At 66.0% G+C, this 15,193-nt stretch carries 13 protein-coding genes; 2 read left to right on the top strand and 11 right to left on the bottom strand.

The genetic code is table 11. From position 1 onward, the window contains the following. The first annotated feature begins 111 nt into the window (after nucleotides 1-111). Nucleotides 112-738, top strand: a complete 627-nt coding sequence (locus NTU39_RS01045; protein ID WP_373275349.1) for a GNAT family N-acetyltransferase — start codon at nucleotides 112-114, stop codon at nucleotides 736-738. Nucleotides 739-758: 20 nt separating this feature from the next. Here NTU39_RS01045 and NTU39_RS01040 read toward each other — a convergent pair whose 3' ends face one another. The 10 genes from NTU39_RS01040 to NTU39_RS00995 form a co-directional block, all read right to left on the bottom strand. Then, nucleotides 759-1,508 (bottom strand): glutathione S-transferase, encoded by a 750-nt coding sequence (locus NTU39_RS01040; RefSeq protein WP_257959015.1) that lies wholly within the window; start codon nucleotides 1,506-1,508, stop codon nucleotides 759-761. A gap of 15 nt (nucleotides 1,509-1,523) precedes the next feature. Further along, nucleotides 1,524-2,567, bottom strand: a complete 1,044-nt coding sequence (locus NTU39_RS01035; RefSeq protein ID WP_373275348.1) for a diguanylate cyclase — start codon at nucleotides 2,565-2,567, stop codon at nucleotides 1,524-1,526. A gap of 31 nt (nucleotides 2,568-2,598) precedes the next feature. Continuing rightward, nucleotides 2,599-3,606 carry a chemotaxis response regulator protein-glutamate methylesterase gene (locus NTU39_RS01030; protein WP_150663827.1) on the bottom strand — a complete coding sequence of 336 codons (1,008 nt, stop codon included), beginning with the start codon at nucleotides 3,604-3,606 and terminating at the stop codon, nucleotides 2,599-2,601. Then, nucleotides 3,603-6,047, bottom strand: a complete 2,445-nt coding sequence (locus NTU39_RS01025) for a hybrid sensor histidine kinase/response regulator (protein WP_257959013.1) — start codon at nucleotides 6,045-6,047, stop codon at nucleotides 3,603-3,605. Before NTU39_RS01025 ends, NTU39_RS01030 begins: the two co-directional genes overlap by 4 nt. After that, nucleotides 6,044-6,691: a chemotaxis protein CheW gene (locus NTU39_RS01020; protein WP_257959012.1), complete on the bottom strand. Its 648-nt coding sequence runs from the start codon at nucleotides 6,689-6,691 to the stop codon at nucleotides 6,044-6,046. The genes NTU39_RS01025 and NTU39_RS01020 overlap by 4 nt, the downstream gene beginning before the upstream one ends. Further along, entirely contained in the window at nucleotides 6,688-8,202 is a 1,515-nt protein-coding gene (locus NTU39_RS01015) for a CheR family methyltransferase (protein ID WP_257959011.1), read from the bottom strand. The genes NTU39_RS01020 and NTU39_RS01015 overlap by 4 nt, the downstream gene beginning before the upstream one ends. Next, complete coding sequence (locus tag NTU39_RS01010) at nucleotides 8,199-8,714, bottom strand: chemotaxis protein CheW (RefSeq protein ID WP_257959010.1); 516 nt, start codon at nucleotides 8,712-8,714, stop codon at nucleotides 8,199-8,201. Before NTU39_RS01010 ends, NTU39_RS01015 begins: the two co-directional genes overlap by 4 nt. 25 nt (nucleotides 8,715-8,739) lie before the next feature. Continuing rightward, entirely contained in the window at nucleotides 8,740-10,389 is a 1,650-nt protein-coding gene (locus tag NTU39_RS01005) for a methyl-accepting chemotaxis protein (RefSeq protein WP_150663822.1), read from the bottom strand. Nucleotides 10,390-10,604: 215 nt separating this feature from the next. Further along, nucleotides 10,605-11,447: a beta-keto acid cleavage family enzyme gene (locus tag NTU39_RS01000; protein WP_257959009.1), complete on the bottom strand. Its 843-nt coding sequence runs from the start codon at nucleotides 11,445-11,447 to the stop codon at nucleotides 10,605-10,607. Beyond that, nucleotides 11,444-12,787 (bottom strand): aspartate aminotransferase family protein, encoded by a 1,344-nt coding sequence (locus tag NTU39_RS00995; RefSeq protein ID WP_257959008.1) that lies wholly within the window; start codon nucleotides 12,785-12,787, stop codon nucleotides 11,444-11,446. The genes NTU39_RS01000 and NTU39_RS00995 overlap by 4 nt, the downstream gene beginning before the upstream one ends. Before the next feature lie 276 nt (nucleotides 12,788-13,063). Between NTU39_RS00995 and NTU39_RS00990 the strand changes: the two genes are divergently transcribed. After that, nucleotides 13,064-14,002, top strand: coding sequence for a MurR/RpiR family transcriptional regulator (locus NTU39_RS00990; protein WP_150663819.1), 939 nt, complete (start codon nucleotides 13,064-13,066; stop codon nucleotides 14,000-14,002). Here NTU39_RS00990 and NTU39_RS00985 read toward each other — a convergent pair. Next, nucleotides 13,986-15,170: an MFS transporter gene (locus NTU39_RS00985; RefSeq protein ID WP_257959007.1), complete on the bottom strand. Its 1,185-nt coding sequence runs from the start codon at nucleotides 15,168-15,170 to the stop codon at nucleotides 13,986-13,988. The genes NTU39_RS00990 and NTU39_RS00985 overlap by 17 nt on opposite strands. Between the last annotated feature and the right edge of the window lie 23 nt (nucleotides 15,171-15,193).

Genomic DNA, 15,193 nt, shown 5'->3' with positions numbered 1-15,193 from the left:
AACGCATAATTTTCACAAGCTTTTCTTATAGCAAGTAGCGGCGCAAACTGCCGACAGTCACGGGCCGGAAGACCGGCCCGTTGTGAATTTCAACGCTACTGGTTCTTTGGTATGTCGTCGTCCCGTCCTGCTCATTCCTGCCGCTCGTCGTCGACGGCGCCCGTCTCACCGGCATCCGTCGAATCGCGATGCGTCGGCACCGAACTCGCACGCTGCGCTTGCAATGTGCGGCCGGTGCGTGACGACGATCTGCCCGCCATCACGGCCATCTACGCCCATCACGTGCTCACCGGGTCGGCATCGTTCGAAGAAGTACCGCCCGACGAAGCGGAGATGCGTGCGCGCTGCACGAAGGTTCGCGACGCAGGTCTGCCGTATCTCGTGGCGGAACATGAGGGCAGGGTGCTCGGCTATGCGTACGCCACGCATTACCGCCCGCGCTCGGCCTATCGCTTCACGCTGGAAGACTCGGTGTACATCGCCGCCGATGCCATTGGACAAGGGGTCGGACGTGCGCTGCTGCTCACACTCATCGCGCGATGTGAAGGCGGTCCGTGGCGACAACTGATTGCGAACGTCGGCGACAGCGGCAACCGGGCGTCGCTCGCGCTGCACATCGCATGCGGTTTCGAGCATGCGGGTACGCTCAAGTCCGTCGGTTTCAAATTCGGCCGTTGGATCGACACCGTGCTGATGCAGCGCCCGCTCAACGCCGGGGATACCTCGCTGCCGGAATAAGGCAGACCGTCAGAACGGCATCAAAACGGAGACGCACGATCCAGCTCCTTGTAGTGCCGGAAGATGCCCGTGGTGTTGAACGCAATGCGTCGCGACGACTTCAGATAGGCGGCAACCAGCGGCTCGCGAGCGACGGCGTCACGCACTGACTGACAGCGCGGGAACGCCTTCGCAAATCCCGACATGGCACGGGGAAACGCGTAATACAACCCCTCGATCACCTGAAACAGCGACAGGTCGGCATACGACAGCGCGCCTTCGCTGAGCCATCCCCCGGCGTTGGGATTGTTCGCCAGCACGCGCTCGAAATACCCGAAGAATTTGGGCAGACGGTAGTCGATCAGGTCCGCCGTGCGCTTGCGCGCCTCCGTCTTCTGATTGCTGTAATAGAGACGACTGGCGATGGGATGATGACCGTCGTGCACCTCCGCGACGAGATCGGCCAGCGTCAACTGCAACTGATTGACCCAGCGTCGCGCACGTGGCGGTTCACCGACAAGGCCCAGCAACGGTCCGAGATACGCGAGGATGTTCGCCGTCTGTCCGATCAGTTCGTCGCCGGACGGGTGCCGGACACGAAGAAAAGGCGGCGCGAAGGGGGGATCCATGCAGGCCGGATCGTCCATCGTTTGCAGCAGACCGTCCATGCCCTGACCCGGGCCATCCTCCTGAACGATCTCGACATACGGCGTGCCGCTGGCCTCGAAGGCGAGGCGGACAAACTCGCCGCGCCCTTGCAGGCCCGGCCAATAGAACAGCTCGAAGGTCATGCTCCCTCCTCAGGCTCAGGAAGCGCCTGGCTGCATCTCCACGCGATTCTTGCCCTGTTGCTTGGCGCGATAGAGCGCCAGATCCGCCGACTCGATCAACGAGGTCGACGCCATGTGCGTGCGCGGCACCAGCGCCGCGCCGCCGAGACTGATCGTCACGTGCCGACCGTTGGCCGACCCTACGTGCGGAATTGCCATCGCTTCGATCTGCGCGCGCACTTTCTCGGCAATCGCCGCCGCCCCAGAGGCCGATGTGTTCGGCAGCACCATCACGAACTCTTCGCCGCCGAAACGCGCCGCCAGATCGGCCGGACGCGCCGCCGCTTCGGCGATGGTGCGCGCCACGCGACGCAGCACGTCGTCGCCCGCAATGTGGCCGTAGGTGTCGTTGTAGATCTTGAAGTTGTCGACGTCGATCATCAGCAGCGCCATCTCGCGTTGCTCACGCAAGGCGCGACGCCATTCGGCACCGAAGTACTCGTCGAAGTAACGACGGTTCGCCAGCCCGGTGAGGCCGTCGGAATGCGTCAGACGCTGCAACTCCAGATTCGTCTCCAGCAGTTGTTGCTGGCTCTCGCGCAGCGCCCGGTACGCTTCGTCGCGTTGCAGCAGGTTCATGTACGAGCGCGAGTGGTAGCGAATGCGTGCGACCAGCTCGATGGTGTCGGGCAGCTTGACCAGATAGTCGTTCGCCCCCGCCGCGAACGCCTCGCGCTTGATCGTCGACTCTTCCTTGGTCGAGAGCACGATGATCGGAATGTCGCGCGTAAGCGGACTTGCGCGGTACTGACGCACCAGCGACAACCCGTCGGTGCCCGGCATCACGAGATCCTGGAGGATCACGGTCGGGCGTGTCTGTTCGGCAACACGCAGCGCGTCGTCCGGATTCGCACAATAGTGAAAATCGATGTTCGCTTCGCCGGTCAGCGCACGGCGAATCGCTTCGCCCACCATCGCCTGATCGTCGACGAGCAATACCATCGCCGACGATTCGCTCAGGCTGCTTTCTGTGCCGATGGGCGGCGTGGCCGGTTTGGGTTGGCGCGGGGTTGTCGTCATCGTTATTCGTCCCTCTGTTCTTGTCCCACAGTCATACGGTGCCGAACAGCGTCACCAATTGTGGCGCGATGATGTTCAGCGGCAGGATTTGCGACGCGGCGCCGGCTTCCGCTGCCGCCTTGGGCATGCCGTACACCGCGCTCGTCGCGCGATCCTGCGCGATGGTCATGAAGCCCTGCGTGCGCATGGCGCCCAGCCCTGCGGCGCCGTCGCGGCCCATGCCCGTCAGAAGCACGCCCACCGCGCGCGAGCGCCAGTTCTCGGCCACGCTGCGCAGGAAGACGTCGATGGACGGACGATACACCGCATCCCTGGGTTCGTCGGTATACACGCAGCGGCCGCTGGCGTCCACCCGCAGGTGACGATTGCCGCCCGCGAGCAGCACCACCCCTGCCGTGGGACGCTCGCCCGCCTCCACCAGCCGCACAGAAAGCGGTGTCTGCTGATCGAGCCACGCCGCCATGCCGGGCGCGAAGGCGTCGTCCACATGCTGTACGACGATCACACCGGCTGCGAAGTTCGCAGGCAGGCGTCCGAGCAGGGTCGCCAGCGCGGCCGGGCCGCCCGCCGACGCGCCGATGGCCACCAGTGCGTCCGTTTCGGGCACGACGCGCGGCACCACGACCGTCTGCGGTATGCGAGCGTCGGCCTGCTGCGCCGCCACGGCTTCGATCTTCGCGAGCAACGAAGACGCCGGGCGCGCCAGTTCCGCCGCCCCCAGCACAGGCGTATCGACGGCATCGACCGCACCGGCACCCATCGCATCGAACACAAGGCTCGCGTGATGGCCGACGTCCGACGTCACGATCAGAATCGGGCACGGTGTGCGACGCATGATCTCGCGCGTCGCCGCCACGCCGTCCATGACCGGCATGACGAGATCCATCAGCACGAGATCGGGTGGCACAGGCGCGCACATCTGTACGGCTTGCGCGCCGTCGTGCGCGACCCACGCCACTTCCAGGCCCGGACGCTGCGCGAGCGTGCGGCGCAACGCCTCCACCGCGATGACCGAATCGTTCACGATGCCGATTTTCATGCCCCCGACTCCCCGATGAGATCCACGACAGCGCGCAGCAGCGTGTCATCGTGGAAACTGCCTTTCGCGAGGTAATAATCGGCACCCGCATCGAGTCCGCGCTGCCGGTCTTCCTCGCGATCCTTGTATGAAACGATCATGACGGGCAATTCCGCCGTGCGCGGGTCGCGTTTGATCAGGGTCACCAGCTCGATGCCGTCCATGCGGGGCATATCGACGTCGGTGATCACCATGTCGAACGTTTCGCTGCGCACTGCGTTCCAGCCATCCATTCCGTCGATCGCGACGCTAACGTCGTAGCCGCGCGCGGCGAGCAGCTTGCGCTCAAGCTCGCGCACGGTGAGCGAGTCGTCCACCACCAGCAAACGTTTGCGACCGCGTCCGCTGGTCTGGGCGGCGCGCATCGGCAAGCGCTCCAACGAACCCATTTCCACGGCTTTCGCAATCGAGCGCACCAAATCGGATGTATCGATGATGAGCAGCGGTGACCCGTCTTCCGTCAATGCGCCGGCGGCGATGTTGGGCAACTTGCCGAGCCGCGTGTCGAGCGGTTGCACGACGAGCATACGCTCGCCGAGAAATTTATCGACGGCCAGCCCGTAGCGCGCCTCGCCGTCGCCGAACACCACGACCGGCTGATCGCCGGAGGTGCCTGCCGGTTCGGTGCCGCACAACACCTGCTGCGCGCTCACGAGTCCGATCTGTCTGCCGTCGAGCGTGAAATGCGGACGCCCTTCGAGCATGTCGATGTCTTCCTGCGGCAGCGCCAGCGTGCGCGACAGGCTGGCAAGCGGCAACGCGTACGGCTCGCCCGCGATCTCGACGAGCAGGCTGCGCACCACCGACAGCGTGAGCGGCAGTTGCAGGATGAACTTCGTACCACGCCCGGGCGTGTGTTCGATGCGCACCGTGCCCCGCACCATCGCGACCATCGCGCGCACCGCATCGAGACCGACACCTCGCCCGGAAACGTCCGTGACCGTGTCGCGCAACGTGAAGCCCGGCAGCATCAGGAATTCGAGCAACTCGTTATCGTCGAGATGACGAGCCGTCTCTTGCGCAACGAGCCCACGCTTGACCACCGCCTCGCGCACACGCTCGATATCGATACCTGCGCCATCGTCGGACACGCTCACGAGCAGCAGCCCGGCGCTATGGCGAGCGCTGAGCGTAATGACGCCTTCGCTAGGCTTGCCCGCCGCCGCACGCACTTCCGGGCGCTCCAGCCCGTGGTCGACGGCATTGCGCAGCAAATGTCCCAGCGGCGCCTCGAGCTGATCGAGGATGTCGCGGTCGACCTGCGTATCCGCGCCACGAATCTCCAGCCGCGCCGGTTTGCCAAGCGCGCGACCCAGATCGCGCACCATGCGGGCAAATCCGCCAAGGCGGTCGTCGATGGGTCGCATGCGGCACGCCAGCGCCTCGTCGTACAGGCGCTGCGACAGTTGCGTAGAACGCCGGTCGAAGTCGTCCAGTTCGTGAATCTGTTCAGCCAGCAACTGACCGCCGACACCGAGCGCGCGCCGCAGGTCTGCAAGCGCCGAGAGTAACAACTGACGATCATCGTCGGAGTGGTCGGCCACTTGTGCGAGCGCCGAACTCACGCGGTCGAGCGCGTCGCCCGCGTCGTGCTGATGACGTTTCAGCCGCTGCAACGATTGCGCGAACGGTTGCGACCAGCGCGACGCCACCAGCGCCTCGCTCGACAGCCGCAGCAGCCGGTCGAGGTTGTCGGCAGAGACACGCAAGGCACGCGAAGCGCCGTCGCCGGTGTCCGCGTGTACGCCCGGCTCGGTGATGTACGCGTCGCGTGTATCGGGAGGCGTCGGCCGCACCGTGTGCTCGACGAAGCGTGGGAGTGCGAGACCCTCCTGCACGTGGCCGTCGTCAGACGCGGGAGTTGCAGGCGAAACGTGAGAGACAGGCGCTTCGGTATTCGCAGCGTCGCTCTCCCCCGTCGCCATGCCATAGCTGGCGTAATCGAACGCCGTGAGTTCGCCCGAGACCCCGGGCGCTTGCGCCGCATCGCCCGTCAATGTCGAAAGCTCGCTGGCGAACGATGAGACGAACCCGTCGATCTCTGCCTTGCCTGCGCCTTGCGCCCAGTTCGGATCACGCCCGGGCGGGTGCGCGAGACGCATGAGCAGATCGACACCTTGCAGCAGGCGATCGATGATCGATACGTTGAGTACAAGCGAACCATGCTGAGCCGCGACGAATGCGTCCTCCAGCACGTGAGCGAGCGAGACACCCGCCTCGACGCCAACGATGCGCGCCGCCCCCTTGAGCGAATGCGCGGCGCGCATGCATGCTTCGAGTCGCGCCGCGTCGGTGGGCGCGCGTTCGAGCGCCAGCAAACCGTCGCCGAGGACTTGTGCCTGCGTCTCCGTCTCCATGCGGAACAGGTCGAGCAGTGTGGCGTTCTGCAGATCGTCGCTCATGCGAGGCTCCGATCGAACGCCGCGCCGACGCGCAGCGGGTCCAGCACACCGACGATGTGGTCGCGCCACGGCAGCACGGCGACGGCAAAGCCGTCCGACGCACCGAGCGCCGTCGCGGGCACTGCGCCCATGGATGCGCGTGCGGGCGTCACCGTACCATGCACTTCCGTCACAGGAAACGCGCTCAGATGATGTCCATGACGCAACGCCAGCAGTCGCGCCGTACTTGCACGCAGGCTGTTCGTCGTCGGCGTTTGTGTTTGCGGTGCGGGCTGCACGCCGAGCAGTTCGCCGAGCGACAGACACGGCACGAGCGCACCACGCAGATTGACGAGCCCCAGCAACGCCCGTTGCCGATGGCCCGGCACGGAATGCCAGCCGCGCATCGGTGCGACTTCTTCGATGGTGGAGGCGGGCAGGGCGAGCCATTCGTCCGCCAGTCGGAAAAGCAGCAGCGACGCACCGCGCTCGCGCTCCTGCTCGCCGGGGATGGCGCGCCACGGTGCCGGGTCGACCGGCACCACGGGCAGACGGTCGAGCAATTCGGCCGCCTGCCGATGCAGCGTGTTGCCGTTCGCTTGCGAAGCAGGTTTGCGCTCACCGGAAACAGGACCGGTCTCAGGCGCGGATTCGCGGTAGGTCATCGATGTCGGTTCCCGTGGCGATACGTCTGATCATGCGATTCGGTGGTCGTGCGCGAAGTGCTCGCGCGCTCGGTGCGTTCGGTGCGTTCGGCACGCTCGAGCAAACGTCGTGCGCCGGTAGCGTCACCGCGCGCGTCGAGCAGCGCAGCGCAGTGCACCAGCGCTTCGTAATGCCCCGGCTCCAGATAGAGCGCGCGACGGTAATGGATGAGTGCGGCCTGTGCGTCGCCCCGCGCATCTTCGACCAGCCCCAGCAGATACTCAGCCTGCGCATTGGCCCGGTCGACGGCCAGCACCGCGCAACACAACGCCACTGCGCCCACAAGGTCGCCTGCGTCGGCAGCGGTTTGCGCCTGCGTTAGTTGCACAGCGATGTCCGTTCGGGTGGTGGCGTCGACCTGCTGAAAAACGCCGGGACGCGCGGAATCGGGCGGCGGCGTCCCCGACGCCACGGGCGTCATCGGCGCAAACGTGCGCGAGGGGCCTGCGCCGGTCGCAGGCGGGAGCGGGGACTGCGCTTGCGCGGGCGACGGTGGCACGTGCGAAATGTGCGGCAACGCAACGCGATGCTGCGCTACTGCGTCGAAGGCACTCACCGGCGGCGCGGGACGGAAGGCGTCGAGCGTGCCCGTCGGCCGCGACAGACTTGCCGGCGTCCGCACATCGCGCACCGGCCCCGCCACGCGGAACGAAAACGCCTGCACGTGCCCGGTCGGTGCCAGCCCGTTGCTGGTCAGCGTTCCCCCCTCGGCCGGTCCGGCGAAGAGCGTCGCGCCCATGCGCATGAGTTGCTCGAGCGCGGCGATGGCACGACGTTGCCCGTCGCGGTCGAAGTAGATCAGCACGTTACGGAAGAACACGTAATCGAACGTGCCCAGCCGATCGACGAGCGACGGATCGAACAGATTGCCCGCGTGCCAGCGCACCTGCGTACGCAGCGCACCGATCACACGAAAGCTCTCTTCCTCGGGCGTGAAGTAGCGATCCCGGAACAGCAACGTGCCCGGTGCGCCGCGAAACGAATTACGTCCGTAAAGTCCCTCGCGGGCAACGGCCAGCGCGCGTTCGCTGATGTCGAGCGCGTCGATGGTGAAGTCGTTCGCACCGAGGCCTGCGTCGAACATCGTCATCGCCATCGAGTACGGTTCCTCGCCGGTGGAACACGGCAAGCTCAGCAGCCGCAGCGCCTGTCCTTCGCGCGCGGTGCCCCGGCGAGATTCACGCTCATCACGGACCATCTGCGTCAGTGCGTTGAAAGCGTCGCGATGCCGGAAGAACCATGTCTCGGGCACCACCACCGCCTCGATCAGCGCCTGCAATTCCTGCGGCGATTGCTGCAAACGCTGCCAGTAACGCGAGTACGGCGGCGCGTCCTTCATGTCCGGCGACTGGGTGGAAAGGGCGGCAAGACGCACGCGTATCGCACGTTCGATGGCGTTCGCACCGAGCGTCTCGGCGTCCAGCCCCATCGTGTCGTACAGCAAGCGTTCGATGTCTCGCACGTGGCTCATGACGACGCCTCCGTTGCGTTCGCCGCACCCCCGCCCTCTGCCTCATCGGCCAGCACGTCCTTCGCCGCGTCGAACAGCATGGCGCGCGCGTCGGCCGTCAGCAACTGGTCGACACGCACCCACTGCACGAGTCCGTCGTCGGTATCGAGCACCGGGCCGAGATAGCGGCCTTCGGGCAGGTCGACACCGCTCGTCTGGAACGCGGCCGGATCGGCGCGCAGGGTATCGGTCGCGCGCTCGACAAGCACCCCCAGACGCCGGGCGTTCGGGCCGGGCGCGGGGTAGTGCACGAGCACCAGCCGCGTGGAGCGACGTGCAGGCGCATCACGGCCTGTCGCGAGCCGCGTCAGATCGATCACCGGCACGGATTCGCCACGATAGCTGAACGCGCCCGCCACCCATGCCGGTGCGGCGGGCAGACGCTTGAGCGCCAGCCACGGCAGCACCTCGGCGACGTGGCCCGCTTCGATGACGTAATGATCGGTCGCGATGGCAAAACGCAGGAACAACATGGCGGTGTCCGCGAAATAAACGACGTCAGACGAGACCCGTGGGCGGCAACGCTTGCACCTTGAAGCGCGACACCCCGCTCTTGAGACCGTTGGCGACGTGATTGAGCTCTTCGATCGCCTGGCTCGACTGCTGCAACGATTCGGCCGTCTGTTGCGCCGCCTCGGAGAGCTGCACCAGCGCCTGATTGATCTGCTCCGCGCCGGTGGCCTGCGCCTGCATGCCTTCGTTGACGACCTGGAAGCGCGGCGGCAGCGTCTGCACCTGCGCAATGATCTGCGCGAGCTGATCGCCGACCTGACGCATTTCGTCCATGCCGCGGCGCACTTCCTCGGCGAACTTGTCCATGCCCATCACCCCGGCCGACACCGCCGACTGGATCTCCTTGATCATCTGCTCGATGTCGTAGGTCGCCACGGCCGTCTGATCGGCCAGACGCCGGATCTCGGTCGCCACCACCGCAAAGCCGCGACCGTACTCGCCCGCCTTCTCGGCTTCGATGGCCGCGTTTAGCGAAAGCAGGTTGGTCTGATCCGCGACCTTCGTGATCGTCGTCACCACCTGATTGATGTTGCCCGCCTTCTCGTTGAGGATGCCGAGCTTGCCGTTGACCGAGCCTGCCGCGTCCATCACATGACGCATAGCATCTTCCATGCGCGTGAGGCCGACGTGGCCGGTGCCCGCGAGCGACGCCGCATGATCGGCCACGCCCGCCACTTCGGTCATGGTGCGCGCCAGATCGCGTGACGTAGCGAAGATTTCGCGCGAGGTCGCGCCGATTTCGGTCGTGGTGGCCGCCGTCTCCGACGCCGTAGCCTGTTGCTGACGCGACGTCGCGGCAATCTCGGTCACCGACGTCGTCACCTGCAAGGCCGACTTCTGTGCCTGCCCGACGAGACCCGTCAGTTCGTCTGTCATTCGGTTGAAGCCCGACTCCAGTGCGCCGAACTCATCGCGACGCGCCAGATCGAGGCGCTTGGTCAGATCGCCCGCGCGCATGACTTCCAGAATCTGCATCACACTCGCGAGCGGCACGCTGATCGCGCGGAACAGCATCCAGCCAGCCAGGATGGCTGCCGCGAGCGTCACGCACAACGTGATGAGCAGCGTGGCCTTGGCTGCGGCAACGGCTTCGCCGATATTGTGAGTCGACTCGTCGGAATAGGCCTTGTTGGTATCGACCAGACGTTGAATCGCCGAACGGCCACGACCCCATTCGGGGTAAAGCTGGTCGGTCAGCATGGCGCGGGCGGCGGGCAACTGACCGTCGGCCACGAGCTTGAGCACCTGATTGCTGATGCGCCCGTACTGCGTGCGCACGCCACGCACCTCGTCGTATTGCATCCGGTCGACGGCGCGATTGACGGTCTTGCCGTAATCCTTGATCCAGCCGTCGATGCGGGCATCCGCCGAGCGCAAGGTATCGATGTCGATTGCGCGGGTCTTGTCGTTGTCGTCGATGGCGACGACCTGCTGGAGCAATTGATAGCTCTCGAACCACGCGCCGCGCAGCATCGTGCTGTAGTAAAGGCCCGGCGTGGAGTCGTCTTCCACACTGTGCGCCTCCACTTCGATGGCGGACAGTCGCGTGTAAGCGATGCCTGCCATCAGGGCCATCAGGGCAAGGATCAGGCCAAAACTGGCCAGAATGCGATGTCGGATCGACCAGTGTTTCACGCCGCGCTCCCGTTCGTGTTCACGCCCGGTGCCGGGGAGGGCGACGCGGGCCTTTTTGAGGTTACGCCGATTCTATTACAGCGGCCCGGCCGGGCAACGCCGGTCAGGCCGTGTATTTGGGTTTATTTCTGATTTGTCGCGCTCTCCCGGACACGGCTTGCGCCCGGGTGGACCGCTGTCCGGATGTCACTGGATGCCGCCGGATGTCCCGGCGATCAGCGGGTCAGTTCGCGCAGAGCGTCCGCCGTCATGGGCGCGAGGGCGAGCGGGGTGGCGGCGGCCGTCAGCGCACCCAGCGACGCGGCATTGCCCGGAGAGACGCTGCCGTCCGGCAGGTAAAGGTTGTTCTCGAAGCCGATGCGGGCGTGGCCGCCCTGCAACACTGCGGCCAGCGCGCACTCGGCCTCGCGCGGCCCGAAGGCGCACATCGCCCACGGCGTGACGTCGGTGGCTTCGCCCACGCCGTCCGCACCGGCTTGCCAGGCGGCGAGGAACGGCAGCAAGTCCGACGGCGACGACAACTGCCCCTTGCTATAGCGGCCGAGCACGAACAGTACCCAATGGCGGCCGGGACGAATCGCGCCGCTCGCGCGCAAGCGCCAGTAGTGCGCCACGTCTTCGGTGTCGTACAGGATGTATTGCGTCGTGATCTGCTCGCGCCACAACCAGTCGAAGAACGCCTCGGCAGCGCTCGCGTGCGCCGCATCGGGCAACACTTCGCGCAACGCTACCGAAATCGCTTCGGGATGCAGCGCATGCACCGTCGCAATCTGCTGCTCGGGCGTGTAGATGCCGACCGCCTCGGTCGTCACTTGCAACACCAGCGCGTCGCCCACCGCGCGACGCACGGCCGCAATGCCCGCCGCGTAGTCCGCCACTTCCAGGCTGTGCGTGCCGTCTGCCTTGCGTACATGCAGATGAATCATGGCCGCGCCTGCATTCAGACACGCCTTGGCGCATTCGCCGAGTTCCGTCGGCGTCATCGGCAGCGCCGGATGGTCGACGTGCGTGCGCCGCGCGCCGTTCGGTGCGACGGCCAGCGCATAAGGTCTCGTCATGCCACGCCTCCGGCCTTCACGCCGGTGACGTCCGCCACGGCAAGCGCCAGTCGCTCGACGATGCGGTCGATGTCGCCCGGCTGGCAGATGAACGGCGGCGCGATCAGCGCATGGTCGCCGTGAACGCCATCGACCGTGCCGCCCATCGGGTAGATCAGCAGGCCGCGTTCTTTGGCGGCCGACTTCAAACGCGCGTGTGTCTTGTCGGCCGTCGGCAGCGTTTGCTTCGTGGCGCGGTCGGCCACGAATTCGACGCCGACGAACAGCCCGCGTCCGCGCACGTCACCCACGTTCGGGTGATCGGCGAACACTTCGCGCAAACGGGCACGCAATTGCTCGCCGCGCGCCTTCACGTTATCCAGCAGATTCTCGTCGGCAATCGTGCGCTGCACCGCCAGCGCCGCCGCGCACGCCATCGCGTGTCCGAGGTACGTATGACCGTGCTGGAAGAAGCCCGAGCCACCGACCACGGCGTCGAAGATCTTGTCCGAGCACAGCATCGCGCCAATCGGCTGATAGCCCGCGCCGAGGCCCTTGGCGATAACGAGGATGTCCGGCGTCACGCCGTCTTCTTCGCAAGCGAACAGATAGCCGGTGCGGCCCATGCCCGACATCACTTCGTCGAGAAGCAGCAGCACGCCGTACTTGTCGCACACGGCGCGCATGCGTTTGAGGTAGTCGCCCACCGGCGGCACCGCGCCGGCCGTCGCGCCGACCACCGTTTCCGCAACGAATGCGATCACCGTGTCGCCGCCGAGTTCGAGAATCTTCGCTTCGAGTTCGTCCGCCAGACGCTGCACATACGCGGCGTCGCTTTCGCCGTCGAGACGCTCGCGATAGGCGAAGCACGGCGAGACGTGATGCGCCGGGACAAGCAACGGCAGGAACGGCTCGCGTCGCCAGGCATTGCCACCGATGGCGAGCGCGCCGAGCGTGTTGCCGTGATAGCTCTGACGACGCGCAATGAAGAACTGTCGCTGCGGCTGACCGATCTCGACGAAGTACTGACGCGCGAGTTTGAGCGCCGCCTCCACGCCCTCGGAACCGCCGCTCACGAAGTACACGTGGTTCAGATCGCCGGGCGCGCTGGCAGCAAGCGTGTTGGCCAGTTGCTCGGCCACTTCGGTCGTGAAGAACGACGTGTGGGCATACGCCAGTTGCGCCGCCTGTTGCTGCATCGCCTCGATCACGCGGGGATGTCCGTGACCGAGACACGAGACGGCAGCGCCGCCGCAGGCGTCGAGATAGTGCTTGCCGTTGCTGTCGATCAACTCGATTCCCTGACCGCCGACCGCGACGGGCAACGTCTGGCGCGGATTGCGGTGAAACACGTGAGTCATGCCTGAACCTTTGACGAAAAGATGGTGCAAAACGAGACTGACCGGCGGGTGGCCGCCGGGCCATCGGTCTCGCGAACGATGCCGCTCAGTGTAGGCGCATCGCCCATCGTTTGCAACATATGTTTCACGTGTTTTGCGGACGCAACACTTCGCTCAAGACCATTACCACACTTGATGTTTCACCGCAGGCCACAGGCCCAGAGGAAAGGGCGTGCGCGCTTGCGGCATTTCATGCAACAATCGTTACATTCTTTCGCCGCCGTGTTGCCATCCCCAATGACACAAGCCACAGCGCTGCCGCAGACGCTCGACCAGCTCAACGCTCTGCTGCGTGAGCGCTACTCCCAATTAAGTCCGCAATTTCAGGCGGGCGCGCGCTTTCTTCTCGACCATCCGCAACGTGTGCCGATCAGCTCGATGCGTGCGATTGCCGCCGAAGCGGGCGTGCAACCGGCCACCTTCGTGCGACTCGCTCAGCATCTCGGCTTCGACGGATGGCACGGCCTTCGCGAGTTGTTCCTCGAATCGATTCGTCTCGGACCGCAGCCGTACGCGAGCCGCGCGCGACAGGTGATCCGCGAGGGCGACGCCGCGCGCATGGTGCCCGAGATGTTCCGCGTGCAGCACAACAACCTCGATCTGACGGAAGCCGGTGCGAACGACTCGCTGAGCGCGGCCGTCGATCTGCTCGCGAATGCGGGGACGGTACACGTGGCAGGCTTTCGCGCGTGCTTTCCGATCGCCTTCACGTTCCAGTACATCTACCGGCTGTTCCGGCCTACGGTGCACCTCATCCGTGGCGAAGCGGGCACGTTGGAAATGGAATTGCGGGCGCTCTCGGCGCGCGACGTGGTGGTGGTGATCAGCTTCGCCCCGTATTCGAACGAAGCGCTGATCGTGACGCGCGCAGCGCGCGCCGCCGGTGCCCGTGTGCTGGCACTCACGGATTCGACGGTCTCGCCGCTCGCGCTCGATGCGGACGTGACGGTGCTGTTCTCGCACGAAAGTCCGTCGTTCTTCCCATCGATCACGGCGGGGATTGCCGTAGTGGAGACGCTCGTCGAGATGCTGCTCGCCCGCAAGGGACGCGGCGCCGTGCGCGCGCTGGAACTGGCCGAAGACCAGTTGCACGGCACCGGGGCTTACGTCAGCCCGTCGGGGAGCGGCACGAACAACCCAAGCAATCCCGCCCCTCGGGTCAAACCGGACGCGTAAGCGCCGCGCGCTCGCGACGCAGCACTACTGCGAGCGCTGCACTTCCCGCGATCAACGCGGCAGTGAACAAAGCGAGGGCGACGGGCATGCCGAAGCGATCGGCGAGCCAGCCGCTGGTGACGACCGGCACCGAAAAGCCGAAGTACGCAAACAGGAAGTACCCGGCGGCCGCCCGCGCACGCAATGCTGGCGCGACCGCCGAATTGACGGCGGCCAGTCCCCCCAGATACGTGAAGCCGTAGCACGCCGAACTGGCGATGGCTGCCCCGGTGAGAATCGCGGGCAGGCTGACGTAGACCACCCCCAGCGCGAGCACGACGAAGCCCAGCGGCACCAGCGCCAACCCGACCCGAACGGCACGCACCGGGGCCATGCGGCGAGCCGCTGGCTGAAACAGCAGGCCCGTCGAGACGACGAAGAACGTTGCGAATCCCGCCCAGGCGGCATGTCCGTGCGCGGCCAGCGCCGACGGCACTACACCGATCACAACACCCACCGCTGCCCACGCCAGCAGGATCGCCATGCCCAGCGGCACCGTCCCGGGGGCAAGCACCGGCCAGCGCAACCACGGCACGTTCGGGTGACGCGCTGGTGCAGGCAACGCGGCGACGGCGAGTGCCGCAACAAGCGCCAGCGGCAGATACGTCCACAAGCTCAGCGGCGGCAACATCGATGGCGCGACGATCAGGCACAGGCCGGTGACGAGCGCGCCGGTGCCGAAGCCGAGCGACGTCGCCGCCGCGACCAGCGCTGCGCCACGCGTGGCAGCGTCTTCGCGATCTCCGTACAACTCCGTCATATAAGCCGTGCCACTGCCCGCGACGAGGCCGGTCGCCAGTCCGTAGCAGGCGCGTGCGCCACCAAGCGCGACCAGCGTAGGCCACTCCAGCGTCAGCCATGTGCCGACGAGACCCAGCAGGAGCGCGGCGGCGAGCGGTACCCGACGCCCGACACGATCCGACAGCCCTGCGAGAAACAATAACGTTGGCACCAGCGCGCCGACGTAACACGCAAACGCCAGCGCCTGCGCCCCCGTGCCATAACCGCTCGCCGCCGCGTAGTGCGGCACCAGCGGCGCTTGCAGATTGACGGAGAACGTCACGAGGAAGAGCTGTACGGCGAGGAGCGGGATCGCCCAGCGGGGCGACGAAGAGGTCGTGGGAAGCATGATCGGAAAGAGAACATCGAGGG

The organism is Pandoraea commovens, from assembly GCF_024704525.1.
Lineage (GTDB): Bacteria > Pseudomonadota > Gammaproteobacteria > Burkholderiales > Burkholderiaceae > Pandoraea > Pandoraea commovens.
The sequence above is the reverse complement of the archived record's forward strand: the minus strand, read 5'-3'. Positions and strand labels throughout refer to the sequence as shown.